At 62.8% G+C, this 25,273-nt stretch carries 22 protein-coding genes; 12 read left to right on the top strand and 10 right to left on the bottom strand.

The annotated features are described in order from the left end of the window. Positions 1-6: 6 nt before the first annotated feature. Positions 7-657, bottom strand: a complete 651-nt coding sequence (can, locus tag CYR52_RS13805) for a carbonate dehydratase (protein WP_072928893.1) — start codon at positions 655-657, stop codon at positions 7-9. 142 nt (positions 658-799) lie between these two features. Here can and CYR52_RS13800 point away from each other — a divergent pair, with 142 nt between their 5' ends. From CYR52_RS13800 to CYR52_RS13790, 3 genes are all read left to right on the top strand, one after another. Continuing rightward, positions 800-1,726 carry an ABC transporter ATP-binding protein gene (locus CYR52_RS13800; protein ID WP_101828780.1) on the top strand — a complete coding sequence of 309 codons (927 nt, stop codon included), beginning with the start codon at positions 800-802 and terminating at the stop codon, positions 1,724-1,726. After that, complete coding sequence (locus CYR52_RS13795) at positions 1,723-2,493, top strand: ABC transporter permease (protein WP_072928898.1); 771 nt, start codon at positions 1,723-1,725, stop codon at positions 2,491-2,493. The genes CYR52_RS13800 and CYR52_RS13795 overlap by 4 nt, the downstream gene beginning before the upstream one ends. Before the next feature lie 126 nt (positions 2,494-2,619). After that, positions 2,620-2,850: a TA system antitoxin ParD family protein gene (locus CYR52_RS13790; RefSeq protein ID WP_101828784.1), complete on the top strand. Its 231-nt coding sequence runs from the start codon at positions 2,620-2,622 to the stop codon at positions 2,848-2,850. Between the two features lie 84 nt (positions 2,851-2,934). Here the strand turns inward: CYR52_RS13790 and panD are convergent, their stop codons facing one another. The 3 genes from panD to panB all read right to left on the bottom strand — a co-directional run bounded on the left by panD (position 2,935) and on the right by panB (position 5,106). Beyond that, positions 2,935-3,315: an aspartate 1-decarboxylase gene (panD, locus tag CYR52_RS13785; RefSeq protein WP_072928900.1), complete on the bottom strand. Its 381-nt coding sequence runs from the start codon at positions 3,313-3,315 to the stop codon at positions 2,935-2,937. Positions 3,316-3,421: 106 nt separating this feature from the next. Next, positions 3,422-4,276, bottom strand: a complete 855-nt coding sequence (panC, locus tag CYR52_RS13780) for a pantoate--beta-alanine ligase (RefSeq protein WP_072928902.1) — start codon at positions 4,274-4,276, stop codon at positions 3,422-3,424. Between the two features lie 35 nt (positions 4,277-4,311). Beyond that, complete coding sequence (panB, locus tag CYR52_RS13775; protein ID WP_101828779.1) at positions 4,312-5,106, bottom strand: 3-methyl-2-oxobutanoate hydroxymethyltransferase; 795 nt, start codon at positions 5,104-5,106, stop codon at positions 4,312-4,314. 144 nt (positions 5,107-5,250) lie between these two features. Between panB and qseB the strand changes: the two genes are divergently transcribed. Together qseB and qseC are read left to right on the top strand one after the other, a co-directional pair. Next, complete coding sequence (qseB, locus tag CYR52_RS13770; protein ID WP_072928906.1) at positions 5,251-5,913, top strand: quorum sensing response regulator transcription factor QseB; 663 nt, start codon at positions 5,251-5,253, stop codon at positions 5,911-5,913. Next, positions 5,910-7,259 carry a quorum sensing histidine kinase QseC gene (gene qseC / locus CYR52_RS13765; protein ID WP_101828778.1) on the top strand — a complete coding sequence of 450 codons (1,350 nt, stop codon included), beginning with the start codon at positions 5,910-5,912 and terminating at the stop codon, positions 7,257-7,259. The genes qseB and qseC overlap by 4 nt, the downstream gene beginning before the upstream one ends. A gap of 4 nt (positions 7,260-7,263) precedes the next feature. Here the strand turns inward: qseC and folK are convergent, their stop codons facing one another. From folK to thpR, 6 genes are all read right to left on the bottom strand, one after another. Further along, positions 7,264-7,743, bottom strand: a complete 480-nt coding sequence (folK, locus tag CYR52_RS13760) for a 2-amino-4-hydroxy-6-hydroxymethyldihydropteridine diphosphokinase (protein WP_101828777.1) — start codon at positions 7,741-7,743, stop codon at positions 7,264-7,266. Beyond that, positions 7,740-9,158: a polynucleotide adenylyltransferase PcnB gene (gene pcnB, locus CYR52_RS13755; protein WP_072928912.1), complete on the bottom strand. Its 1,419-nt coding sequence runs from the start codon at positions 9,156-9,158 to the stop codon at positions 7,740-7,742. Before pcnB ends, folK begins: the two co-directional genes overlap by 4 nt. Before the next feature lie 135 nt (positions 9,159-9,293). Next, entirely contained in the window at positions 9,294-10,166 is an 873-nt protein-coding gene (gluQRS, locus tag CYR52_RS13750; RefSeq protein ID WP_072928915.1) for a tRNA glutamyl-Q(34) synthetase GluQRS, read from the bottom strand. 62 nt (positions 10,167-10,228) lie between these two features. Next, on the bottom strand, positions 10,229-10,684 hold the full coding sequence (gene dksA / locus CYR52_RS13745; RefSeq protein WP_072928917.1) for an RNA polymerase-binding protein DksA: 456 nt from the start codon (positions 10,682-10,684) through the stop codon (positions 10,229-10,231). A gap of 191 nt (positions 10,685-10,875) precedes the next feature. Then, positions 10,876-11,583, bottom strand: coding sequence for a DNA/RNA nuclease SfsA (sfsA, locus tag CYR52_RS13735; RefSeq protein WP_072928919.1), 708 nt, complete (start codon positions 11,581-11,583; stop codon positions 10,876-10,878). A gap of 18 nt (positions 11,584-11,601) precedes the next feature. Continuing rightward, the gene (thpR, locus tag CYR52_RS13730; protein WP_072928921.1) at positions 11,602-12,129 is read right to left on the bottom strand and encodes an RNA 2',3'-cyclic phosphodiesterase; all 528 of its coding nucleotides are present in this window, start codon (positions 12,127-12,129) and stop codon (positions 11,602-11,604) included. Positions 12,130-12,217: 88 nt separating this feature from the next. Here thpR and hrpB point away from each other — a divergent pair, with 88 nt between their 5' ends. From hrpB to fhuB, 7 genes are all read left to right on the top strand, one after another. Beyond that, entirely contained in the window at positions 12,218-14,683 is a 2,466-nt protein-coding gene (gene hrpB / locus CYR52_RS13725; protein ID WP_165699090.1) for an ATP-dependent helicase HrpB, read from the top strand. Positions 14,684-14,865: 182 nt separating this feature from the next. After that, the gene (gene mrcB / locus CYR52_RS13720) at positions 14,866-17,442 is read left to right on the top strand and encodes a bifunctional glycosyl transferase/transpeptidase (RefSeq protein WP_101828776.1); all 2,577 of its coding nucleotides are present in this window, start codon (positions 14,866-14,868) and stop codon (positions 17,440-17,442) included. A gap of 171 nt (positions 17,443-17,613) precedes the next feature. Next, entirely contained in the window at positions 17,614-19,011 is a 1,398-nt protein-coding gene (locus tag CYR52_RS13715; RefSeq protein WP_101828775.1) for a CBM96 family carbohydrate-binding protein, read from the top strand. A gap of 236 nt (positions 19,012-19,247) precedes the next feature. Continuing rightward, on the top strand, positions 19,248-21,443 hold the full coding sequence (gene fhuA, locus CYR52_RS13710) for a ferrichrome porin FhuA (RefSeq protein WP_241522417.1): 2,196 nt from the start codon (positions 19,248-19,250) through the stop codon (positions 21,441-21,443). A 102-nt stretch (positions 21,444-21,545) separates the two neighbouring features. Continuing rightward, entirely contained in the window at positions 21,546-22,370 is an 825-nt protein-coding gene (gene fhuC, locus CYR52_RS13705; RefSeq protein ID WP_079205238.1) for a Fe3+-hydroxamate ABC transporter ATP-binding protein FhuC, read from the top strand. Next, entirely contained in the window at positions 22,370-23,266 is an 897-nt protein-coding gene (gene fhuD / locus CYR52_RS13700; protein ID WP_072928931.1) for a Fe(3+)-hydroxamate ABC transporter substrate-binding protein FhuD, read from the top strand. The genes fhuC and fhuD overlap by 1 nt, the downstream gene beginning before the upstream one ends. Continuing rightward, the gene (gene fhuB, locus CYR52_RS13695) at positions 23,263-25,251 is read left to right on the top strand and encodes a Fe(3+)-hydroxamate ABC transporter permease FhuB (RefSeq protein ID WP_101828774.1); all 1,989 of its coding nucleotides are present in this window, start codon (positions 23,263-23,265) and stop codon (positions 25,249-25,251) included. Before fhuD ends, fhuB begins: the two co-directional genes overlap by 4 nt. The last annotated feature ends 22 nt before the right edge of the window (positions 25,252-25,273 follow it).

Genomic DNA, 25,273 nt, shown 5'->3' with positions numbered 1-25,273 from the left:
TGCCGGTCAGACGCCCGGCAACAGCTTGGCAATGGCGTTGTGGTAGTTCATTTCCAGATTTTCACGGTTGGCCGTGGTGACGTTCAGGTCATTCAGCTGACCGTTCTGCAAGCCGTAAACCCAGCCGTGCAGCATCACTTTCTGCCCGCGTTTCCAGGCACCCTGCATAATGGTGGAGTGGCCGAGGTTATACACCTGCTCTACCACGTTGATCTCGCACAGGGTATTCAGGCGCTCATCAGGCGGGAGTTCGCTGAGTAACGCGCTATGCTTGTACCACAGGTCGCGGATGTGCAGCAGCCAGTTGTTGATCAGGCCCAGTTCCGGGTTCTCGACCGCCGCCGCGACACCGCCGCAGCCGTAGTGGCCGCAGACAATCACGTGTTCCACCTGCAGGACGTCAATGGCGTACTGCACCACGGAGAGGCAGTTGAGATCGGTATGGATAACCAGGTTGGCCACGTTGCGGTGTACAAACAGCTCGCCCGGTTCCATGCCGGTCAGGCGTTCCGCCGGTACCCGGCTGTCAGAGCAACCAATCCACAGGAAGCGCGGCTTCTGGGCCTGGGCCAGACGCTCAAAGAAAGCAGGATCATCTTGGGTGATGGTTTCAGACCAGGCGCGGTTGTTGGCAATAAGCCTTTCGATTTCTTTCATGGGATATCATCAATCTCATATGAAGTGTGAACAATCTGTAACGCGCAGATTGCAGCTTTAATATAGGACATACATCACGAATTTGAAATCTGATCCTGACGGCGGGATCAGAGAAACAACAGCACAAGGTGATTTAACGTTTATGACATATGCACTGGAACTCACGCAGCTGACCAAAACCTACGCAGGTGGGATACAGGCGCTGCGCGGCATTGACCTGAAGGTCGAGGCCGGTGATTTTTATGCCCTCCTTGGGCCGAACGGCGCCGGGAAATCCACCACCATCGGCATCATCAGCTCACTGGTCAACAAAACGGCCGGTAAGGTGCGGGTGTTTGGCTATGACATTGACCACGATATCGTCAACGCCAAACGCCAGCTTGGGCTGGTGCCGCAGGAATTCAACTTCAACCCGTTTGAGACCGTGATGCAGATTGTGGTCAACCAGGCCGGCTATTACGGCGTAAAACGCCGTGAGGCGCTGGAACGGGCGGAGAAATACCTGACGCAGCTCGATTTATGGGGCAAGCGTGACGAGCGGGCGCGGATGCTCTCCGGCGGCATGAAGCGCCGGCTGATGATTGCGCGCGCACTGATGCATGAGCCGAAACTGCTGATCCTCGATGAGCCGACCGCCGGGGTGGACATTGAACTGCGCCGCTCCATGTGGGGCTTTTTGAAAGACCTCAACGCGCAGGGCACCACCATTATCCTCACCACGCACTACCTGGAAGAGGCGGAGATGCTGTGCCGCAACATCGGCATCATCCAGAACGGCGAACTGGTGGAAAACACCAGCATGAAAGCGCTGCTGGCGACGCAGAAATCAGAGACCTTCGTGCTCGATCTGGCGGCGAAAAGCCCGCTGCCGAAGCTGGAAGGGTATAAGAGCAAACTGGTGGACACCTCCACCCTGGAAGTGGACGTGATGCGCGAGCAGGGGCTGAACGGGTTGTTCAGCCAGCTGAGCAAGCAGGGCATCCAGGTGCTCAGTATGCGTAACAAAGCCAACCGGCTGGAAGAGCTGTTCGTTAACCTGGTGAACGGCAACGAGGGAGAAAACGTATGACCCGTCTTTATTGGGTGGCACTGCAAAGTATCTGGTACAAAGAGATTAACCGCTTCGGCCGCATCTGGATCCAGACGCTGGTGCCGCCGGTGATCACCATGACGCTCTACTTCATCATTTTCGGCAACCTGATCGGCTCACGCATTGGGGAGATGCACGGCTTTGATTATATGCAGTTTATCGTGCCGGGGCTTATCATGATGGCGGTGATCACCAACTCCTACGCCAACGTGGCGTCGTCGTTCTTCAGCGCCAAATTCCAGCGCAACATTGAGGAGCTGCTGGTGGCCCCGGTGCCGACCCACGTGGTGATCGCCGGCTATGTCGGCGGCGGCGTGGCGCGCGGCATCTGCGTCGGGGTGCTGGTGACGGTGGTCTCCCTGTTCTTTGTGCCGCTGCATGTCCACGCCTGGTGGGTGATTGCCGCGACGCTGCTGCTGACGGCGATCCTGTTCTCGCTGGCCGGGCTGCTGAACGCGGTGTTTGCCACCACCTTTGATGACATCAGCCTGATCCCGACCTTTGTGCTGACACCGCTGACCTATCTGGGCGGCGTGTTCTACTCACTGACGCTGCTGCCGCCGTTCTGGCAGGCGGTATCGAAGCTGAATCCGATCGTCTACATGATCAGCGGCTTCCGTTACGGTTTCCTCGGCATCAGCGACGTGCCGCTGGCGTTCACCATGGCGGTGCTGGTGGCCTTCATCGTGGTGTTCTACCTGCTCGCCTGGTACCTGATCCAGCGCGGCCGCGGGCTGCGCTCGTAAGGGGCCAGACTCACATCATCAAACCGCCTGCGGGCGGTTTTTTTATGGGTGAAATACGTTCTGATTTGCAAAACATCGGGATAACGCTTTTTAATGATGTCACAGGCGATAACCGGGGAGATCACCATGACAATGAATGTAAGTTTGAATGAAACATTTGTTGATGACGTCAAAAAACATGCAGCGGCATCGGGCCGCAGTGTAGCGAAACAACTCGAATACTGGGTAAAAATTGGCCGCATTGTTGAAGACAACCCAGATCTGCCATTTTCATTTATCCAGGAAATAATGTTGGCTAGAAGTGACATCCGCAGCAGAAGAATGAAGAGCTATACACGCAGAACATCTGGAAAATAAGGATAACTGCTTAATTGCAATTTGTTGATTAATAATCACAAAAAAGGGAGCCTTCCGGCTCCCCCTCTATAACGGCAGATAACGTCAGGCCACCTGCACCGGGATCGCTTTTGCCTGGCGCTGTAACTGGTTGTCACCTTCAAAGTAGGCCACTTTCGGCTTGTGCGTGCGGGCCTCGGCCTCCGCCATCTGCACATAGGAGCAGATGATCAGCTTGTCACCGACGCAGGCGAGGCGGGCGGCCGCGCCGTTGACCGAGATGATGCGGGAGCCGCGCTCGGCGGCAATCGCATAGGTCGAGAAACGCTGGCCGTTGTCGACGTTGTAGATATCAATGGCTTCATATTCCAGGATGCCGGAGGCATCGAGGAAATCCTGATCGATCGCGCAAGAGCCTTCGTAGTGCAGGTCAGCCTGCGTAACCTTGACCCGGTGAAGCTTGCCTTGCAGCATGGTGCGTACCATAACGTTGTTACCTTAATAGCCAAAAAGAAAACAGTGGGTTATACGCCCGGCCGGTAAAGCGGCCGGTCTCTTGCTGGGTGCGTCCTGCGTTCAGCGGTAGGGCGGATCAGACCAGCAGGTCAACCTGCCGGTTGTCGATCAAGCGTGCCTTGCCGAGCCACGCCGCCATCAGGATCACCGCGCGGGTGCTGGAGACGGTCAGCGGTTGCAGGGTGTCGGCGTCCCGGATGAACAGCTCATCCGGCGTGAAACCGGCCTCACGCAACTGCGCGGCGGCCTGTTCCAGCAATTCTTCTACGTGGCGCTCGCCCTGCAACAGCTGCTCCGCCAGGCCATTCATCACCCGGCTCAGCGCCGGGGCGAGCTTGCGTTCGTCGGCGGTAAGGTAACCGTTGCGCGAACTGAGGGCCAGCCCATCTTTGGCGCGTACCGTAGGCACGCCGACAATCTCGATGTCGTAACCCATGTCCGCCACCATTTTGCGGATCAGCGCCAGCTGCTGGTAATCCTTCTCGCCGAAACAGGCCAGATCCGGCTGTACCAGGTTAAACAGTTTGCTGACGATGGTGGAGACGCCGCGGAAGTGGCCGGGGCGGCTGGCACCTTCCAGCATGGCGGAGAGGCCGGGCACCTCGACGAAGGTCTGTGCCTCCAGCCCTTGCGGGTAGAGGTCGGCCGCTGCCGGGGCGAACACCAGATCCGCCCCGCGGCGCTTCAGCAGTTCGCTGTCTTCCTGCAAGGTACGTGGGTAACGCGCCAGATCGTCGGCGTTATTGAACTGCATCGGGTTGACAAAGATGCTCACCACCACCACATCGGCACGGGCTTTGGCCTCGTCCACCAGGGTCATATGGCCTTCATGCAGGTTACCCATCGTCGGCACCAGCGCAATGCGCTGGCCGTCCTGCCGCCAGCGGCGGATCTGACGGCGCAGCAGCGGCAACGTTTCAATGATTACCACGTTACATCTCCTTGAGTCTGTGCCTTGCGGCATCATTAGTTGAAGGTGTGTTCCGGGGCCGGGTAAGCGCCGGACGCCACCTGATCCACATACGCCTGCACCGCGCTGCGCAGGTCACCCGCTTCCGCCAGGAAGTTCTTGGCGAATTTCGGCACGTGGCCGCCGGTGATGCCGAAGGCGTCATGCATCACCAGAATCTGGCCGTCGGTCACGTTACCGGCCCCGATGCCGATCACCGGGATCTGCAACGCGCGGGTGACGCGCTCCGCCAGCGCCACCGGCACACACTCCAGCACCATCAGTTGCGCGCCTGCCTGCTCGAGGTTGAGCGCGTCCTGCAACAGCCGGTCGGCCGCCGCGTCATCGCGCCCCTGGACTTTATAGCCGCCGAAAATGTTCACCGACTGCGGCGTCAGGCCGAGGTGGCCGCAGACCGGCACCGCGCGCTCGGTCAGCTTTTTCACGGTGTCACACAGCCAGCTCCCGCCTTCCAGCTTTACCATGTTGGCCCCGGCGCGCATCAGCGTGGCGGCATTGTCACAGGCCTGTTCCGGCGTGTTACAGCTCATAAACGGCAGATCCGCCATCAGCAGGCTGTGCGGTGCACCCCGGCGCACGCAGCGGGTGTGGTAGGCAATCTCCTCTACCGTGACCGGCAGGGTAGAATCGTGCCCCTGCACCACCATCCCCAGGGAGTCGCCAATCAGCATCACGCTGATGCCCTGCTGCTCAAACAGTTGGGCGAAGCTGGCATCATAGGCGGTGATGGTCGCAAATTTGCGCTGCTGCTGTTTCCACTGCCGTAAATGGCTGACTGTGGTGGATTTCATAATAACCTCTTAGACGTCTTTATAGTGGTATTCACCTGGTGGGTCATTCTAATGATAAGCACCTCACCTGGGTAGCCGCCTTAAGATCCTGTTAAGAAGATCGTGCTTAACTGTAAAGCTAACCGCAGATGAAAGGGAGTGACGATGCGCATTTTGTTGATTGAGGATGACCGGCTGATTGGCGACGGCATCCGCGCCGGGCTGGGCAAACTGGGGTTCAGCCTGGACTGGTTCACTGACGGCCCGACCGGCCGCGACGCGCTGCGGGCCGCGCCCTATGACGCGGTGATCCTGGATTTAAGCCTGCCGGGGCTGGACGGCATGGCGCTGCTGCGTGAGTGGCGTGCCGCCGGGCAGGACACGCCGGTGCTGATCCTGACGGCGCGCGATGCGCTCGACCAGCGGGTGGCCGGGTTGCAGGCGGGCGCGGACGATTACCTCTGCAAGCCGTTCGCGCTGGTCGAGGTGGCCGCGCGGTTGCAGGCGTTGATCCGCCGCCGCCACGGCCACCTGACCCCGCACCTGACGCACGGCGCCCTGGCGTTCGACCCGGCGGCGCGCAGCGTCACGCTGGCGGGCGAACCGGTCACGCTGACGCCCAAAGAGCTGGCGGTGCTGGAGCTGCTGCTCAGCCACAAAGGCCGGGTGCTGCCGCGCTCACTGATTCAGGACAAGCTCTACAGCTGGGACGAGGAGGTCAGCAGCAATGCGGTGGAAGTGCATATTCACCACCTGCGGCGCAAGCTGGGCAATGCGCTTATCCGCACCGTGCACGGCGTCGGTTATACACTGGGGGAGGAAGCATGACGTCACTGAGCCTGCGCGCCCGGCTGATCCTGCTGTTCAGCGTGGTCGCCCTGCTGGTCTGGAGCGTCGCCAGCACGCTGGCGTGGGTGCGTACCCAGCATACGATTAACGAGCTGTTCGACACCCAGCAGATGCTGTTCGCCAAACGGCTGGCCACCTCCGGGGTAGGGGACATCGCCGGTGGGGAGGCGGTGCGGTTGCCGAAAACCAGCACGCTGGTGCGCCACGGCAGCCGGGGGGAGCTGGAAGATGATGCGCTGGCGTTCGCCATTTTCGACCCGCACGGCGGGATGCGGCTGAATGACGGGGAAAACGGCCGGAAGATCCGCTTTGAGGCGCGCGCGCAGGGGTTTATGGACACCACGCTCGCCGGGGATGATGACCGCTGGCGGCTGCTCTGGCTGACCACGCCGGGCGGTGATCGCATCGCGGTGGGGCAGGAGGTGGAGTACCGTGAGGATATGGCGTGGGCGGTGGTGTCCGGGCAGTTTCTGCCGTGGCTGGTGTCACTGCCGCTGCTGGTGCTGCTGATGGCCTGGCTTACCGGCCGTGAGCTCGCGCCGCTGCGGCAGGTGGCGGCGGAGCTGCGGCAACGTGCGCCGGAAGATGGCCGCCCATTGGCGACCCAACGGCTGCCGGCGGAAGTGCTGCCGCTGGCGGCAGCGCTGAATGCGCTGTTTGGGCGCGTCTCATCGATGCTGGTGCGCGAGCGGCGTTTTACCTCGGATGCCGCCCACGAACTGCGCAGCCCGCTGGCAGCATTGCGGGTGCAGACCGAAGTGGCGCAACTGGCGGGGGATGATGAGACGATGCTCAACCATGCGCTCTCGAACCTGACCGAGGGCATTGACCGCGCCACCCGGCTGGTGGATCAGTTGCTGACGCTCTCGCGGCTGGAAGCGCTCAGCGGGCCGGAAGCGCGTGAGCCGGTGGCGTGGGCGGGGCTGGTACAACAGGCGCTGGCAGAGGTGGAACCTGCGGCGCGCGCCAGACAGATCCGGCTGCATCTGCACAACACCGGCACGCCGCCGGTGACGCACGGGCAGGCGCTGCTGTTGTCACTGATGCTGCGTAACCTGCTGGATAATGCGGTGCGTTACTCGCCGGGCGGCACTACCGTCACGGTGACACTGGGGCCGGAAATCCGGGTCGAGGATCAGGGGCCGGGCATGACGGCAGAACACCTTGCCCGGCTGGGCGAACGGTTTTACCGGCCGCCGGGGCAGCAGGAGAACGGAAGCGGGCTGGGGTTGTCGATTGCGCTGCGCATCGCGGCGCTGCATGGCCTGGCATTGCGGGTGGAAAACCGGCCCGCCGGGGGGCTGGCGGTGGTGATCACCGCCTGAGGCATTACCAGCGGGTGAGGCCGTTGCGATCGACCCCGGCCAGGTGCTGTTGCAGCACCGTGCCGTCCGGGAACACCAGATCCGGGGCGATCTCCGCGAGCGGGTAGAGCATGAATTCGCGGTTCATCATGTCGTAGTGCGGCACGGTCAGGCGCGGGGTGTTGATCACCTGGTCACCATACAACAGCATGTCGAGGTCCAGCGTGCGTGGCCCCCAGCGCTCCGCTTTGCGTACCCGCCCCTGTTGCTGCTCAATCGCCTGGGTGGCGTCCAGCAGGGTTTCCGGCAACAGCGTGGTGTCGAGCGCCACCACGGCATTCAGGTAATCGGGCTGATCTTGCGGGCCGAGGGGTGTGCTGCGGTAGAACGAGGAGCAGGCCACCCGCCGCGTCTGCGGCAGGGCGTCCAGCGCTGCCAGCGCCGCGTTGACCTGATCGAGCGGCTGGGCAAGGTTGCTGCCCAGCGCAAGGTAGACGCGGATCATACGTTGTTATCGCGGCGCGGCGCGCGTTTGCGCGGGCGGCGGGCACGGCTGCGGCGCGGGGCGGCATCGTCACCCAGGTTGGTCAGCATCCCTTTCTGGCGCATCGGGGTGGCTTCCTGGAATTCGCTCCACCATTGGGTCAGCTGTTGCAGGTCGCGGCTGTTTTCCGCTTCAGCACGCAGCGCCAGCAGATCGAAGGCGGCCCGGAATTTCGGGTGCTCCATCAGCTTGTGGGCGCGTTTGCCCTGGCGGCGTGACAGGCGCAGTTGCAGCGCCCAGATGTCACGTACCAGCGTGGTGATGCGTTTCGGGATCGCCAGTGAGCGGCACTGCTCGTCCAGCACATCATTCATCGCCAGCGCGAAGGCGTCGAAATAGGCCAGCCCGCTCTCCTGCGCCAGCTTCTGCGCGTGTTCAATCAGCGGGTACCAGAGCATCGCAGCAAACAGGAACGCCGGGTTGACGCGCATGTCAGTCTGGATGCGGTGGTCGGTATTCCTCAGCACCTGCTCGAGGATGCGCTCCATCGGGCTGTCGCCGCTTTCGGTGAACTGGCGGGCAATCAGCGGGAACAGCGGCTGGAACAGCTGGTATTCACACAGCAGGCGCCAGGTCGGGTAACCGTAGCCGGCCTGCAGCAGCTTCAGGGATTCCTCAAACAGCCGCGCCGGCGGGATCTCATGCAGCAGCGGGGCCAGGCGCGGGATCGGCTCGGCGGTTTCCGCGCTGAGTTCCATGTCCAGCTTGGCAGCGAAACGCACGGCGCGCAGCATCCGCACCGGGTCTTCACGGTAGCGGGTTTCCGGGTCACCAATCAGGCGGATAATGCCGTCATCCAGGTCACGCAGGCCACCGGCGTAATCGCGCACCGAGAAATCGGCCACGCTGTAATAAAGGCTGTTGATGGTGAAGTCACGGCGTTGCGCGTCTTCCTCAATCGAGCCGAAAATGTTGTCGCGCAGCAGCATGCCGTTCCGGCCCTGCTGGGAGGCGTTCTTGTCGGACTGCTCCTGTTCCTGCTCATGGTGGCCGCGGAAGGTCGCCACTTCGATGATTTCCGGGCCGAACATCACATGCGCCAGGCGGAAACGACGTCCGACCAGACGGCAGTTGCGGAACAGCTTGCGCACCTGCTCCGGGGTGGCGTTGGTGGTCACGTCAAAATCTTTGGGCTTCTTACCGAGCAGTAAGTCACGCACGCCGCCGCCGACCAGATAGGCCTCAAAACCTGATTTGTTCAGACGGTACAACACCTTCAGGGCATTTTCACTGATATCCCGGCGGGAGATCGCATGCTGATCGCGCGGAATAATGGTGACAGTCGGCAAAGGCGCCGGCACGGGTTCAACCGTGTCAGGAACGTCGTTTTCGCGGGCCAGTACCTTTCGGCAAAAATTGGCTACTCGGGTAAAAATGGGACACCTCGATAGTGACTAAAATGGACAGAGCAAAAAACAGCGGCTAATCATAGCTCATGCCGGGGGGTTTGAGAATAATGTTATACAGCTGTCAATGCCCGGTTGCCGCGGTTTCTGCGGGTTGCCGGGCGTTTATGGCATGATATCCGCCACTTGCCAATGGGCAACGGCAGAGGCCAGCAATTGCGGCAGGCTGAGATCCTGCCAGCCCTCCGGCACCGGCTGGTGCAGGAAGGCCAGCGCCGCCACCAGGGTCGGGCGCGGGTCGCCCGGCGGCAACGGCGGGGCGTGGTTCTGCTTGGAGAGCTTGTCGCCGTGTTCGTTGACCGCCAGCGGCAGGTGAATATAGTGCGGTGGCTGCCAGCCCAGCTGCTGATAAAGCGCCATCTGGCGCACCGTCGGCTCGATCAGATCCGCGCCGCGCACAATTTCCGTCACGCCCTGATAGTGGTCATCCACCACCACCGCCAGATTATAGGCAAACAGCCCGTCACGCCGGTGGATGATGAAATCCTCTTCCGCCATGCGCGCATCGGCGGCCAGCCAGCCGCGCAGGCCATCCTCAAACCCGTAGACCGGTGCCGTCTGGTGCAGGCGCAGGGCGGCATTCTCCGGCCCGTGGTGCAGCAAGCGGCAATGGCCGTCATAAAACCCGCCGAGGGACTGGATACGGCTGCGGGTGCAGGTGCAGTAATAGGCCTGCCCGCGGGCGATAAGTTGCCCCAGCACGGCGCGGTAGGCGTCATGGCGATCTGACTGGTAGAGCACCTCGCCGTCCCATAACAAACCATACTGTTCCAGCTGATTCAGGATACGCGCGGCAGCACCCGGCACTTCACGCGGCGGGTCGATGTCTTCGATACGCACCAGCCAGCGGCCACCGCAGGCACGGGCGCGCAGATAACTGCCCAGCGCAGCGATAAGCGAACCAAAGTGAAGCTCACCGGAAGGCGACGGCGCAAAGCGGCCAATATAAGGGGAGGGGGGCGTCAGGGCGTCAGGCATAATAAGAGTGGCGACGACAGCGCGGTGCCGGGGCACCGCGGCCGTCGTCGTGACAGGCTTGCTTAACCGGCCATCTGCTTTTCGCGGATTTCAGCCAGGGTTTTGCAGTCAATACACAAATCAGCAGTCGGACGCGCTTCAAGGCGGCGAATACCAATTTCAACACCACAGGACTCGCAGAAGCCGAAATCTTCGTCTTCTACTTTCTTCAGCGTTTTCTCGATCTTCTTAATCAACTTACGCTCGCGATCGCGGTTACGCAGTTCCAGGCTGAACTCTTCTTCCTGGGCAGCACGGTCTACCGGATCGGGGAAATTAGCGGCTTCGTCCTGCATATGAGACACAGTACGGTCGACTTCATCCCTGAGCTGATTGCGCCACGCTTCAAGAATACGCTTGAAGTGAGTGAGCTGGGCGTCGTTCATATACTCTTCGCCTGGCTTCTCTTGATACGGCTCCACCCCAGCGATGGCGAGAATGCTCAAGGAGGATGTTTTACGGGTTTGCCCTTCTTGCATGTTGCTTCTCCTCATAACACGCACTATCGATCCCCAACGTGGGGAAAAATCAGGCCGCTATAAATAACAGATGGGAAGGTAGATGGCAATTATTCCTCTCACCTGCTTGACAACCCTGTGAGCCGCGGCGTTTTTGGCTTCGCCGCGTGACACACATCAGCCTCGCTGTGGGGTGTCCGGCCTTAGGCTTTTTATTCGCATACCAACGGAATGGGTTGCATCAGGGCAATGCCGGCCGGTGAAAGCTGCGCTCCATAGCTAATCACCTCAACCCCCTGATTTTGCGCCTCTGCCAGCAAGCCGGCGTAACGCGGGTCGATATGGCGGGCGGCAGCCACCTCCTGAATGCCGGAGTGCAGCACCGCGAAAAACAGCACCGCCCGCCGGCCTTCGGCCACCATGTGTTGCAACTCCCGCAGGTGCTTCTGGCCGCGTACTGTCACGGCATCAGGAAAGTAACCACGATCATGTTGCAATAACGTTACAGACTTCACCTCAATATAGCAGTCGGGTTGGTTTTCCGCCTGTAATAACAGGTCGATACGGCTGTTTTCGCCACCATATTTTATTTCACTCTGCACGCGACTGTAACCGGATAATTCAGGGATGCGCCCCTGTTCAACCGCTTCGCGCACCAGCCCGTTAGCCCGTTGAGTATTCACGCAAATCCAGTGCCCCTGTTGCGTTTCAGATAACTCCCAGGTGTGGGCGTATTTGCGTTTCAGGTTGGGTGAGGTGGAGTACCAGACGGTATCACCCGGCGTCGCGCAGCCGGTCATCGCGCCGGTATTGGCGCAGTGCAGCGTCAGCAGGGTGCCGTCAGGGGTGATCACATCGGCCAGAAAACGTTTGTAACGCTTAATCAGGGTGGCGTGTTGCAGTGGGGGGGTAAATAACATGACTCTCCTTGCCCGGCTTCAGGTAAACGGCCAGCTCTGAAGCACGTGATAACGGGTGCGCCCGCGTTCAGTGCGGGATTCGTACAGACAGAAATGGGTGGCGTCCAGCGTCCAGCCCGGCGTGGCAGGCGGCAGCGCGACCGGGTGCACCGCGCCGCGTAACAGCGTGATATGCGGGTGGAACGGCTGGGCGCTCTGCGGGCAGCCGTTACGCGCCGCCTGCGCACGCAACAGGGCCGCCAGCTGCAACAGCCCGCGCGGCGCGCGGCGGGTGCCGAGCCACACCACGCCGGGGCGCGGCCAGTGGCCGAGGTCATCCAGCGTCAGCGGAAAGCCCGGCTGCACAATATTGCCCGCCAGCGCGGCCAGTACCTCCGCCTTGCGGTCACTGACCTCACCCAGAAACGCCAGTGTCAGGTGCAGGTTCGCTGCGGCAACCGGCCGCCCGGCCTCCGCCGGGAATGCCGTGGCGCGCCAGGCGATCACCGCCTGTTGCAGGGCATCCGGCAGCGGCAGGCCGAAAAAGAGGCGGCGTGAGTCGGGCATAAGCGCTCCTGAATGAATTGTCCAAAGGGGATCGGGCGCAATGCTACAATGCGCGGCTGAGAAAGTTAACCGATGTGAGGGGAAAGGTATGGGTGCGGTGACACAGGGCGCGCAGGCGGCGCTGCCGGTCAGCGAGGTGGTGGATGACGTGCTGGCGGCCCTGGCGGCGTCCCCGCAGGTGCTGCTGAATGCGCCGACCGGCGCGGGTAAATCCACCTGGCTGCCGCTGGCGATCCTGGCGCGCGCCGGGCTGCCGGGCCGCATCATCATGCTGGAACCACGGCGGCTGGCGGCGAAAAACGTCGCGCACCGGCTGGCGCAGCAACTGGGCGAAGTGCCGGGGCAGCAGGTCGGCTACCGGATGCGCGCCGAGAGCAAAACCAGCGCCGCCACCCGGCTGGAGGTGGTGACTGAAGGTATCCTGACCCGCATGGTGCAGCAGGACCCGGAACTCTCCGGCGTCTCGCTGGTGATCCTGGATGAGTTCCACGAACGCAGCCTGCAGGCCGACACCGCGCTGGCGCTGCTGCTGGATGTGCAGCAGGGCCTGCGGGATGACCTGAAACTGCTGGTGATGTCCGCCACCCTCGACAATGCCCGGCTGGCAGAACGGTTGCCGGGTGCGCCGGCCATTGTCTCGCAGGGGCGCACCTTCCCGGTGGAGCGGCGTTACCAGCCGCTCGCCGGCCATGAACGGCTGGAGGAGGGCGTGGCCGGCGCGGTGCGGCGGCTGTTGCAGGGCGAACACGGCTCGCTGCTGCTGTTTTTGCCCGGCGTGGCGGAGATCCACCGGGTACAGACGCGGCTGGCGGAAAACCTCCCCACCGACACGGACCTCTGCCCGCTTTACGGCGCACTGCCGCTGGCGGCGCAGCAGCAGGCGATCCAGCCGGCGGCCGCCGGGCGGCGCAAAGTGGTGCTGGCGACCAACATCGCGGAAACCAGCCTGACGATTGAGGGCATCCGCCTGGTGGTGGACAGCGGGCTGGAGCGCAGCACCCGTTTTGACCCGCGCACCGGCGTCACCCGGCTGGTGACCCAGCGCATCAGCCAGGCATCAATGACCCAGCGGGCAGGCCGTGCCGGGCGTTTGTCGCCGGGGATCTGCCTGCACCTGTTCAGCCGCGAGCAGGCGGAGCGCGCCGCCGAACAGGGCGAGCCGGAGATCCTGCAAAGCGACCTCAGCAGCCTGTGGCTGGAGCTGGTGCAGTGGGGTTGCCGTTCACCGGACGATCTCACCTGGCTGGATGCGCCCCCGGCCCCGGCGCTGGCCGCCGCGCAGGATCTGTTGCGGCGCCTCGGCGCGCTGGACGACCAGGGGCGGCTCTCCGCCATCGGGCAGCGTATGGCTGCGCTCGGCGTGGAGCCGCGGCTGGCGGCGATGCTGGTGGCCGGGGCAACCCACAGCGCGGACGCACTGGCGACGGCGGCCCTGCTGGCGGCGATCCTGGAAGAACCGCCGCGCAGCGGCTCGCCGGATCTCAGTGACTGGCTGAGCCGCCCGCAACCGCACTGGCAACGCCGCGCTGCGCTGCTGGCGAAACGCAGCGGCCGCCCGGCCGGGCAGCCGTCGCCGGACGAGGCGGGCTGGCTGCTGGCGCAGGCGTTCCCGGACCGCATCGCCCAGCGGCGCGGTGACGACGGGCGCTACCTGCTGGCTAACGGGCTGGGCGCGTCACTGCCGCAGGACGAGGCGCTGACCCGCCACGGCTGGCTGGTGGCCCCCTCCCTGTTGCAAAACAGCAACAGCCCCGATGCCCGCATCCTGCTGGCGCTGCCGGTCGCCATCGAGGCGCTGGCCGCCCGCCTGCCTGCGCTGGTGGAACGGCGGGCGGCCGTGGAGTGGGACGAGGAAAAAGGCACGCTGCGCGCCTGGCAGCGTGAGATGATCGGCCGGCTGGTGCTGAGCGCCCGGGTGCTGGCGAAACCCTCGGATGACGAACTGCAACAGGCGCTGATCGGCTGGATACGCCAGCAGGGGTTAAGCGTGCTGAACTGGGAACCGGCGGCAGAACAGCTGTTGCTGCGGTTGCGCTGCGCCCGGCGCTGGCTGCCGGAAGGCGACTGGCCGCCGGCAGAGGAGGCCGACCTGCTGGCGAACCTTGAAACGTGGCTGTTGCCGTCGCTGGGCAAGGTGCGTGACCTGCGCGCGCTGCGGCAGGTCAACCTGAGCGAGGCGCTGGGCCGCTTGCTGACCTGGCCGCAACGGCAACGGCTGGATAGTGCGCTGCCGAGCCATTACACTGTGCCGACCGGCAGCCGCCTGCCGCTGCGCTATGATGCGGAAAAACCGCCGGTGCTGGCGGTGCGGTTGCAGGAGATGTTCGGCGAAGAAGCCAGCCCGCGCGTCGCCGAAGGGCGGGTGGCGGTGGTGCTGGAGCTGCTCTCCCCGGCGCACCGGCCGCTGCAAATCACCGCCGATCTGGCGGCGTTCTGGCGCGGCGCATACCGCGAGGTACAGAAAGAGATGAAAGGGCGCTACCCGAAGCACCCCTGGCCGGATGACCCGGCGCAGGCATTGCCGACGCGGCGCACCAAGAAATATCAGCCCTGACCGGTCACCGTGACCCCTTATTTTCAGATGTTTCCGCTGGCCGGGCCGGGCGGCGGATAACAGAGTAGCGCCTTTCCCGGCCCCGTCGATAAGCACAGCAATCTGAAAAGCCACCGCAGGACGCCGCGACTTTTCTCTGGAAATGTAAATGATGAAAGAAAACAGTAGCGTGGAGAACGACAATGTCAGGTGATGACCGCGAACCCATCGGGCGTAAGGGGAAAACGCCGCCTCCCGTCCGCAAGCCCTTACGGCAGCGGCCGCGTAATCGCCGGGATGAGGATGTTGAAGAGATTGAGGACGATGTTGAAGCCGGTATGGCTGAACAGGACAATGTGAATAAAGGTAAGCAACGTATGCCACGTAAGGTAAAGGCGGGCAAACCGCGTAAAAAGCGCGGCTGGTTGGGCCTGCTGGTTAAAATAGGGATTGTGCTGGCAGTGGGGATGGCCATTTACGGCTTCTACCTCGACGGCCAGATCCGCAGCCGCATTGACGGCAAAGTGTGGCAATTGCCTGCCGCGGTGTATGGCCGGATGGTCAACCTCGAGCCGGGCATGAACTACAGCAAGAAAGAGATGGTGGCGCTGCTGGAAGGCACGCAATACCGCGAAGTCACGCGCATCACCCGGCCGGGCGAGTTCACCGTGCACGCCAACAGCATTGAGCTGCTGCGCCGCCCGTTTGAATTCCCGGACGGTAAAGAGGGGCAGATCCACGCCCAGCTGACGTTCAAGGGCGACCGGCTGACGCAGATCCAGAACATGGATAACCAGCGCAATTTCGGCTTCTTCCGCCTCGACCCGCGCCTGATCACCATGTTGCAGTCGCCTAACGGCGAGCAGCGGCTGTTTGTGCCGCGTGCCGGTTTCCCCGATCTGCTGGTGGATACGCTGCTGGCGACCGAAGACCGCCATTTCTACGAGCATGACGGCATCAGCTTCTACTCGATTGGCCGCGCAGTGCTGGCGAACCTGACGGCGGGCCACACGGTGCAGGGGGCGAGTACCCTGACGCAACAGCTGGTGAAGAACCTGTTCCTCACCAACGAGCGCACCTACTGGCGTAAAATCAACGAAGCCTACATGGCGCTGCTGGTGGACAGCCGCTACAGCAAGGATCGCATCCTTGAGCTGTACCTGAACGAGGTTTACCTCGGCCAGAGCGGCAACGACCAGATCCGCGGCTTCCCGCTGGCCAGCCTCTACTATTTCGGCCGCCCGGTGGATGAGCTGAGCCTCGACCAGCAGGCGCTGCTGGTGGGCATGGTGAAAGGGGCGTCGCTGTATAACCCGTGGCGCAACCCGAAACTGGCGCTGGAGCGCCGTAATGTGGTGCTGAAGCTGCTGGAAAAACAGAAGATCATTGATAACGAGCTGTACACCATGCTGAGCGCCCGCCCATTGGGCGTGCAGCCGAAGGGCGGGGTGATTTCACCGCAACCGGCCTTTATGCAGATGGTGCGCCAGGAGCTGCAACAGCGCCTCGGCGACAAGGTCAATGAGATGTCCGGCGTGAAAATCTTCACCACCCTTGACCCGGTGTCGCAGGACGCCGCCGAGCAGGCGGTGGAGGAGGGCGTGCCGCAACTGCGCAAAAAGAGCGGCCTGAAAGACATTGAAACCGCGATGGTGGTGGTGGATCGCTTCACCGGTGAGGTGCGGGCGATGGTCGGCGGCGCGGAGACGCAGTTCGCCGGGTTTAACCGCGCCATGCAGGCACGCCGCCAGGTCGGCTCGCTGGCGAAACCGGCCACCTACCTGACGGCGCTGGCGCAGCCGGACAAATACCGCCTTAACACCCTGCTGGCAGACCAGCCGCTGGCGCTGAAGCTCTCCAACGGCCAGACCTGGAAACCGCAGAACGACGATCACCAGTTCCGCGGCCAGATGCTGCTGGTGGATGCGCTGGCGCGTTCCATGAACGTGCCGACGGTCAACCTCGGCATGGCGGTCGGGCTGGATGAGATAACCAAAACGCTGGTGGCGCTGGGCGTGCCGGAAAACGTGCTGAACCCGGTGCCGTCAATGCTGCTCGGCGCGATTGCGCTGACGCCGATGGAAGTGGCGCAGGAGTTCCAGACCATCGCCAGCGGCGGCAACAAAGCGCCGCTGTCGGCGGTGCGCTCGGTGATCGCTGAAGATGGTTCGGTGCTCTACCAGAGCTTCCCGCAGGCGGAACGCGCCGTCCCGGCACAGGCCGCGTACCTGACGCTCTACGCGATGCAGCAGGTGGTTAACGAAGGGACGTCACGGGCGCTGGCGGTGAAATTCCCCAACCTGCACCTGGCGGCGAAAACCGGCACCTCCAACGACCTGCGTGACAGCTGGTTTGCCGGGGTGGACGGCGATCAGGTGGCGATCACCTGGGTCGGCCGCGACAATAACGGCCCGTCCAAACTCTGGGGCTCTACCGGTGCGATGGCGCTCTACAGCCGCTACCTGGCCAACGAAACGCCGCAGCCGCTGGACTTGCAGGCGCCGGAAGACATCACCGAAATGCGTGTGGATTCCGCGGGCAACTTCGTCTGTGGCGGCGGCCTGACCGGTGGGCTGACCGGCGGCGTGGTGCGCAGTATGCCGGTCTGGACCAGTGACCCGGACAGCCTCTGCCAGGCCAGCCTGGCGGCGCAGCAACAGCAGATGCAATTGCAACAGCAGCAGATGCAGCAGCAACAGCAACAGCAGCAAGCGCCGCAGGATGAGCAGAAAGAGGGCAACGGCATGGCCGGCTGGCTGAAAGAGATGTTCGGCCAGTAACGGACTGCGCCGTCACTGATAAACGGGTGTGATGCGTGATAACCACGCATCGCACCCTTTTTTTATCAGCCTTATCAATGACGGACGATGTGAGTTGATGATTGGCTGACGCGCCCGTGGCGTGGGTATTTCTGTCTGTGCGATTCCCAACAGCACAATAAGGAGTTCCCTATGCGCCCCTTTTTTCCCTGTACCCTCCTTGGCCTCGCCGCGCTGGTGCCGTTTCACAGCCAGGCACTCAACGGGCAGACCAACGTCGAGTGTGACTACAGCCATACCCTGCCGGACGATGCCATCATGATGCCGGGGATGCCCGGCATGGCGATGTCGCATGATTTCTTCGGCAACACCCATGCCAACGCCTACACCACCAATGAACAACTGTTGACGGATTTCTCCACCACCTGCAACAACAGTTCTGATCACTCCGCCTACTGGGCGCCGTCGCTGCGGCTGCCTGACGGCACGGTGGTACGCCCGGCGTACCAGAAAACCTACTACCAGGCGAGCCAGATAGAGAAGTACCCGATCCAGCCGTTCCCGGCCGGGCTGCAACTGCTGGCCGGCACCCACAACGGCACCAGCCCGAACAAGCTCGCGGTGGACTATTTCTGCCAGGGGCTGGGCTACTCGGACATTCCCAAAAGCAGCTGCCCCCCGCAGCCCAACGGCACGGTGCAGATGAACATTGCGCTGAAGTTCCCCAACTGCTGGGACGGCGTCAACCTTCACCCCGCCATCGGGGTAAAAAATGCCGATTATGCGGTAAATGATGTCTGCCCGGCGGCGTACCCGGTCAAGATCCCGATGGTGAACATGAACATCGCTTACCTGATCCCCAACTCGACGCCGATAGACATGACCAAAGTCGAGCTGTCGCTGGACCCGGTGATCGTGAACGGCAAGGTGGTTGAACAGTGGGGCTCTATCTACAGCGCCCACGGCGATTTTATGAATGGCTGGACGACGCAGGGCGCGGATTTTATGGCGAACCACTGCATGAACCTCGGCCTCTCCTGCGACACCAACATCCCGTTTGCCTACGAGATGGCGTTGCAGGACGTCACAATCAGCAACCTTGATCAGGCAGACAAAAATTTTGCCGGGGAAGAGACGCTGCACGTGCAGGATAACTGGCAGGGCACCCGCAGCCGGAACAAAGAGGAGATTGGGCTTATCCAGTTCACGATCCCGGCCTGGCCGCCGGAGCTGGATATCAATAACAACACGGAGTTCACGTATAAAATCCGGCTGTTTGGCGGCAATGTCTCTGATGCCAATGCCCGTACTATTTATCTTTACGGCACCACCAATGAATGGGACGAGCACACCACCACCTGGAACAGCCGCCCGGCCTGTAATGGCAATGCCGCCGGATCGCTGTATGCCAATAACAAACAGTCTTACCGTTATATTCCGGTGGATGCCGCCGTCAAAGAGGCGATTAAAAACAAACAAACCACGATCTCTTTCTGCATTGGCGGCGAACGTAAGGGCCATGCGTACGCCTTCAGTTCAGCCGAAAGCCCCAACCCGCCGATATTAATGTTGCAGGGATTTAAAAAATAATACGCACGCTATTTATTAATCGTGAAACCCGTAACCATAAAGTTACGGGTTTTTATTTATGTGCGACAAATAGGTTAATAAAAAATAGCCTCGTATTTCATGAGGCCATTTCTTCAGCATATCCGCCGGGGACACTCTATTTCTGCTTGAGTTTAAAATTTCATCCGAATATGATTCTGCCTTCATAATAATAATTCTCGTTTACATTCCTGTTTACCATCATCAGAGAAGCGACCATGCGCACACACTCAGGCACCATGATCCCGGCGGCCTTTCCTCTTGGGAAAGTGACCCTTGCCATTGCGGTTACGTTAGGCACGTTCGTATTACCCGCTACGGCGGCAGAGGGCGACCCGGCGCAAACGGGTGATACCATTACCGTCGTCGGCAGCGGGCCGGATGTGGCGCAGGAAAGCGCATGGGGGCCGGCCGCGACCGTGGCGGCCAAGCGGAGTGCTACCGGCACCAAAACCGATACACCGCTGGTGAAAACACCGCAGTCCGTCTCTGTCGTGACCAGTGACGAGCTGGAAATGCGCCAGCCGGACACGGTAAAAGAGGCGCTGAGCTACACGCCGGGCGTGTTCGCCAGCCGCGGCAGCTCCGACATTCTTGATGCGGTGTCCATCCGCGGCTTTACCAATACCAACACCAACCAGTACCTGGACGGCATTAAACTCCAGGGCGATAACTATTCCGAAGTGTCGATGGACCCGTACTTCCTTGAGCGGGTGGAAGTGCTGCGCGGCCCGTCCTCCGTGCTGTACGGCAAAAGCAACCCCGGCGGCCTGGTCTCTATGGTCAGCAAACGCCCGACCACCGAAACCCTGCGTGAAGTGCAGTTCTCGATGGGCACTGACAACCTCTACCAGACCGGGTTTGATTTCGGCGGCGCCATCGATGACAACGGCGTTTACAGCTACCGCCTGACCGGGCTGGCGCGCAGCCAGGATGCCCAGCAGGAGATGTCCCAGGAGAAGCGTTACGCCATCGCGCCGTCCTTTACCTGGCACCCGGATGACAACACCACCTTCACCTTCCTGAGCAACTTCCAGAACGATCCGGAAGCGGGCTACTACGGCTGGCTGCCGCTGCAAGGCACCGTGGTGCCGTACACCGATGCCAACGGCAACCAGCGCAAACTGCCGGTGAACTACACCGAAGGCGAGCAGGAGGACAAGTTCTCCCGCAACCAGAAGATGGTGGGTTACAGCGCCGAGCACGCGTTCAACGACACCTGGACGGTGCGCCAGAACCTGCGCTACACCATGCTGAGCACCCACTACATCGGCCACTACGGTAACGGCTATGTCGCCCCGGCGACCATCCAGCGTGCCTTTGTCGACTCCAGCGAGAAGCTGAGTAACTTCGACGTGGACACCCAGGCGCAGGCCAAATTCGGCACCGGCCAGGTTGACCACACCCTGCTGATGGGCGTGGACTACATGCGGATGCGTAACGACATCAACGCGGACTACGCGTCCACCAGCAGCATCAATATGACCGCACCGCAGTACGGCAATGATGACTACGATGTCTACTTCCGTTACAACATCCTGAACCGCCAGGAGCAGACCGGCCTCTACGTGCAGGATCAGGCAGAGTGGAACCACTGGCTGCTGACCCTGGGCGGCCGTTATGACTTCGCCAAAAGCACGGTGCTGACCCGCAGCAGCGGTGCCACCGACAAAGACCGCGATGAGCAGTTCACCTGGCGCGGCGGCCTGAACTACCTGTTCGACAACGGGATTTCGCCGTACTTCAGCTACAGCGAATCCTTTGAGCCGGTCAGCGGTGCCACCCAAAGCGGTAAATCGTTCGACCCGTCCCACGGCAAGCAGTATGAAGCCGGGGTGAAATATATCCCGCAAGACCAGCCGATCAGCCTGACGGCGGCGGTTTACCAGCTGACCAAAGACAACAACCTGACGGCCGACCCGACTAACAGCAGCTTCAGCGTGCAGTCCGGCGAAATCCGCTCACGCGGCATCGAGCTGGAAGCGAAAGCCGCAGTCAATGCCAACGTCAACCTGACGGCGTCTTACACCTTCACCGACGCGGAATACACCAAAGACACCAACCTGAAGGGCCAGCGCCCGGTGGAAGTGCCGCGTAACATGGCGTCGCTGTGGGCGGATTACACCTTCCATGAGACGGCGCTCAGCGGCCTGACCCTCGGCAGCGGTGTGCGCTATGTGGGCGCGACCAACACCATTGACGCCGCTAACCAGCAATACAACGTGGCGGCCTATACCCTGGTGGATGCCACCGTGAAATACGATCTGGCGCGCGTCGGCCTGCCGGGTTCCACGGTAGGGCTGAACATCAACAACCTGTTTGACCGCGAATATGTCTCCAGTTGCTACCGCGACTACGCCTGCTACTGGGGCAGCGATCGCCAGGTGGTGGCGACGGCCACCTTCCGCTTCTAACTAAAGGACAGCCTTGCGTTCATGATGAACCCGGTGCCGCCCTGACATATCACACTGACCTTCGGGCACGGCATGCCGTGCCCGTTTTCAAGACAGGGAATTATGCAGGATAACAACACTCACCCCGTCGGCGGCCCGTCCGCTGAAGCTCCCCATGCCACGCTGTGCCTGCAACAGGTCAGCTTCTCCGTTCCCGGCCGTACGCTGCTTGCCCCTCTGACGTTGACCTTTCCCCAGGGAAAATTCTGCGGCCTGATTGGCCACAACGGCTCGGGTAAATCCACCCTGCTGAAAATGCTCGGCCGTCACCAGCCGCCCTCCGGTGGCGCACTGCTGCTGAACGACAAACCGCTGGAAAACTGGGACAGCAAAGCGTTCGCGCGGGAAGTGGCCTATATGCCGCAGCAACTGCCGCCCGCCGAAGGGATGACGGTACAGGAGCTGGTGGCGATTGGCCGCTACCCGTGGCACGGCGCGCTGGGGCGTTTCCGCCATCATGACCGCGAGGCGGTAGACCGGGCAATTGCGCTGGTCGGCCTCAACGCGTTCGCCCACCGGCTGGTGGACAGCCTCTCCGGCGGCGAGCGCCAGCGCGCCTGGCTGGCGATGATGATGGCGCAGGAGACGCGCTGCCTGCTGCTGGATGAGCCGACTTCCGCGCTCGACATCGCGCATCAGGTCGAGGTGCTGGCGCTGATCAAACGGCTGACCGCCGAACGCGGGCTGACGGTGATCGCGGTACTGCATGACATCAACGTGGCGGCGCGCTACTGCGATCACCTGATCGCCCTGCGTGAAGGGCAGATGATCGCCGAAGGCAGCCCGCTGGACATCATGCAGGGGCCGGTGCTGGAGAAAATTTACGGTATCCCGATGGGCGTGCTGCCGCACCCCGGCGGCGGTGCCCCGGTGAGCTTTGTCTGCTGATGAAATGTAATCAACCTGACACCACCCGCCGCCGCCTGTTGCAGGCGATGGCGCTTTCGCCGCTGCTCCCGGCCTGGCCGTCACTGGCGGCCGCCCGGCCGGACCTCACCCGGATCGTGACGCTGGAGTGGTCGCCGACCGAGCTGCTGCTCGCGCTGGGTGTCGCGCCGCTGGGCGTGGCAGATGTCTACAACTACCGCCTGTGGGTGAAAGAACCGGCGCTGCCGCCAAACGTCGTGGACGTCGGCACCCGCACCGAGCCAAACCTGGAGATGCTGCAACAGTTGCGGCCGTCGCTGCTGATGCTCTCCGCCGGGTATGGTCCGTCACCGGAGGCGTTGCAACGCATTGCGCCGTCGATGGGCTTCGCCTTTTACGACGGCCAACAGCCGCCGCTGCAACTGGCGCGCCGTGCGTTGCACCAACTGGCGGAACGGCTCGATTTGCGGCCTGCCGCTGACCGCCACCTGGCGCAGTTTGATGCGCTGATGGCGCAGACGCGCGCGCAGCTGCCCGCCGCCGCCCGCCGGCCGGTACTGTTATTCTCATTCCTTGACGCCCGCCATGTGCTGGTGTTCGGCAAAGGCAGCCTGTTTATGAATGTTCTGGATGAACTGGGGATCCCCAATGCCTGGCCCGGCGAAACCAACTTCTGGGGCAGCGCCATCGTGGGGATTGAACAACTTGCCGCGGTGAAACCGGCCCATGCGCTCTGTTTTGACCACGGCGACCACCGCCTGCGTGATGAGATCACCGCCACGCCGCTCTGGCAGTCACTGCCGCTGGCGCGTGACGGCGTGGTCACTGAGATGCCGGCCATCTGGTTCTACGGCTCCACCTACTCGGCCATGCGCTTCTGCCGTATGTTGCCGCAGGTGCTGGGAGGCCGCCCATGAGCCGCCGTTTCCCTGCCGTGGCCCTGCTGACCTTCGGCCTGCTGATCGCGGCCTGCCTGGCGCTCAGCGGCTATAACCTGCGCTGGCAACTGCCGCTCCCGCTCTGGCCGGAGGGCTTCCTGCACCCGGATGTGGATGACGTCCGCCAGATGGTGTTCCATTACAGCCTGCTGCCGCGCATCGCGGTGGCGTTGCTGGCCGGGGCCGGGCTGGCGCTGGCCGGGGTGCTGTTCCAGCAGGTGCTGCGTAACCCGCTGGCGGAACCGGCGACGCTGGGCGTCTCCGCCGGGGCGCAGCTCGGGCTGGCAATCGTCACCCTGTGGCCGATGCCGGGCGGTACCCTGACGCAGCAATTCGCGGCGATGGCCGGGGCGCTGCTGGTCGGCGTGCTGGTGTTCGGCGTCGCCTGGGGCAAACGCATGTCGCCGGTGACGCTGATCCTCGCCGGGCTGGTGCTCAGCCTCTACTGCGGGGCGGTCAACGGCCTGCTGGCGCTGTTCAATTACGACCAGTTGCAGAGCCTGTTCCTCTGGAGCAGCGGCGCGCTCAACCAACAGGACTGGCATATCGCCGGTTTCCTGTGGCCGCGGCTGGTGCTGGCTTTGGTGCTGGCGCTGCTGCTGTTGCGGCCGATGACGCTGCTGGGGCTGGATGACGGCATCGCCCGTAACCTCGGGCTGGGGCTGTCTGCCGCGCGGCTCGGCGCGCTTGGCGTGGCGATTGTGCTCAGCGCGCAGATCGTCAATGCCGTCGGCGTGATCGGTTTTGTCGGGCTGTTCTCGCCGCTGCTGGCGACACTGCTCGGCGCCCGCCGCCTGGTGAGCCGTGTGCTGCTGGCCCCGCTGCTGGGGGCGCTGCTGCTGTGGCTGACCGACCAGATTATGCTGTGGCTCAGCCACGTCTGGCAGGATGTGCCGACCGGGGCCGCGACGGCGCTGGTGGGCGCGCCGCTGCTGTTATGGCTGCTGCCGCGCCTGCGCCACCGCGCCGCGCCGCCGCCGATGGCCCAGGGCGGCAGCGTGCCGGCAGAGCGCCACCACCTGTCGCGCTGGATAGCCGGCGGGCTGCTTTGCCTGCTGGCCGGGCTGTGGGTGGCGCTGGCCTTTGGCCGCGACATGAACGGCTGGGTCTGGGCGCACGGCGACCTCTTCACACAACTCCTGCCGTGGCGGATGCCGCGGGTGATGGCGGCACTGGCGGCCGGCGTGATGCTGGGCGCGGCAGGCACCCTGATGCAGAAGCTCACCGGCAACCCGATGGCCAGCCCGGAAGTGCTGGGCATCAGTTCCGGCGCGGCATTCGGCGTGGTGCTGATGCTGTTCCTGGTGCCGGGTGACGCGTTCGGCTGGCTGCTGCCGGCGGGCAGCCTCGGCGCAGCAGGGACGCTGCTGATCATTATGCTGGTGGCGGCGCGCGGCAATTTCTCCCCGGCGCGGATGCTGCTGGCAGGGATTGGCCTCAGCACCGCGTTCACCACGCTGATTACCCTGCTGATGGCGAGCGGCGACCCGCGCATGGGCCGCCTGCTGACCTGGATTTCCGGCTCGACCTACTCGGTGACGCCGGAGCAGGCGTGGCACAGCGCGCTGATGGGCGTGCTCCTGCTGGCGCTGGCACCGTTCTGCCGCCGCTGGCTGGTGATCCTGCCGCTCGGCAGTGCCACCTCGCGCTCGGTGGGGCTGGCGCTGGCCCCGACACGGCTGGTGATTTTGCTGCTGGCCGCGGTCATGACGGCAGTGGCGACGCTGACCATCGGGCCGTTGAGCTTCGTTGGGCTGATGGCGCCGCACATGGCGCGCATGATGGGCTTCCGACGGGCGCTGCCGCAACTGGTGATGGCTTCGCTGCTGGGCGGGATGCTGATGATGCTGGCGGACTGGGGCGGGCGGATGCTGCTGTTCCCGAACCAGATCCCGGCCGGGCTGCTGGCGACCTTTATCGGCGCGCCGTACTTTATCTACCTGCTGCGCAAGCAGGCCGCGTAGGGCAGGGTAGCCGGACAGCAGG

This window comes from Chimaeribacter arupi (assembly GCF_002858805.1).
Lineage (GTDB): Bacteria > Pseudomonadota > Gammaproteobacteria > Enterobacterales > Enterobacteriaceae > Chimaeribacter > Chimaeribacter arupi.
This window is presented reverse-complemented; position numbering and strand designations above follow the sequence as displayed.

Bases quoted from the DNA above. Each gene is read 5' to 3' on its own strand.
- can (WP_072928893.1), bottom strand. From the start codon at position 657: ATGAAAGAAATCGAAAGGCTTATTGCCAACAACCGCGCCTGGTCTGAA.
- CYR52_RS13800 (WP_101828780.1), top strand. From the start codon at position 800: ATGACATATGCACTGGAACTCACGCAGCTGACCAAAACCTACGCAGGT.
- CYR52_RS13795 (WP_072928898.1), top strand. From the start codon at position 1,723: ATGACCCGTCTTTATTGGGTGGCACTGCAAAGTATCTGGTACAAAGAG.
- CYR52_RS13790 (WP_101828784.1), top strand. From the start codon at position 2,620: ATGACAATGAATGTAAGTTTGAATGAAACATTTGTTGATGACGTCAAA.
- panD (WP_072928900.1), bottom strand. From the start codon at position 3,315: ATGGTACGCACCATGCTGCAAGGCAAGCTTCACCGGGTCAAGGTTACG.
- panB (WP_101828779.1), bottom strand. From the start codon at position 5,106: ATGAAATCCACCACAGTCAGCCATTTACGGCAGTGGAAACAGCAGCAG.
- qseB (WP_072928906.1), top strand. From the start codon at position 5,251: ATGCGCATTTTGTTGATTGAGGATGACCGGCTGATTGGCGACGGCATC.
- qseC (WP_101828778.1), top strand. From the start codon at position 5,910: ATGACGTCACTGAGCCTGCGCGCCCGGCTGATCCTGCTGTTCAGCGTG.
- folK (WP_101828777.1), bottom strand. From the start codon at position 7,743: ATGATCCGCGTCTACCTTGCGCTGGGCAGCAACCTTGCCCAGCCGCTC.
- gluQRS (WP_072928915.1), bottom strand. From the start codon at position 10,166: ATGCCTGACGCCCTGACGCCCCCCTCCCCTTATATTGGCCGCTTTGCG.
- dksA (WP_072928917.1), bottom strand. From the start codon at position 10,684: ATGCAAGAAGGGCAAACCCGTAAAACATCCTCCTTGAGCATTCTCGCC.
- sfsA (WP_072928919.1), bottom strand. From the start codon at position 11,583: ATGTTATTTACCCCCCCACTGCAACACGCCACCCTGATTAAGCGTTAC.
- thpR (WP_072928921.1), bottom strand. From the start codon at position 12,129: ATGCCCGACTCACGCCGCCTCTTTTTCGGCCTGCCGCTGCCGGATGCC.
- hrpB (WP_165699090.1), top strand. From the start codon at position 12,218: ATGGGTGCGGTGACACAGGGCGCGCAGGCGGCGCTGCCGGTCAGCGAG.
- mrcB (WP_101828776.1), top strand. From the start codon at position 14,866: ATGTCAGGTGATGACCGCGAACCCATCGGGCGTAAGGGGAAAACGCCG.
- CYR52_RS13715 (WP_101828775.1), top strand. From the start codon at position 17,614: ATGCGCCCCTTTTTTCCCTGTACCCTCCTTGGCCTCGCCGCGCTGGTG.
- fhuA (WP_241522417.1), top strand. From the start codon at position 19,248: ATGCGCACACACTCAGGCACCATGATCCCGGCGGCCTTTCCTCTTGGG.
- fhuC (WP_079205238.1), top strand. From the start codon at position 21,546: ATGCAGGATAACAACACTCACCCCGTCGGCGGCCCGTCCGCTGAAGCT.
- fhuD (WP_072928931.1), top strand. From the start codon at position 22,370: ATGAAATGTAATCAACCTGACACCACCCGCCGCCGCCTGTTGCAGGCG.
- fhuB (WP_101828774.1), top strand. From the start codon at position 23,263: ATGAGCCGCCGTTTCCCTGCCGTGGCCCTGCTGACCTTCGGCCTGCTG.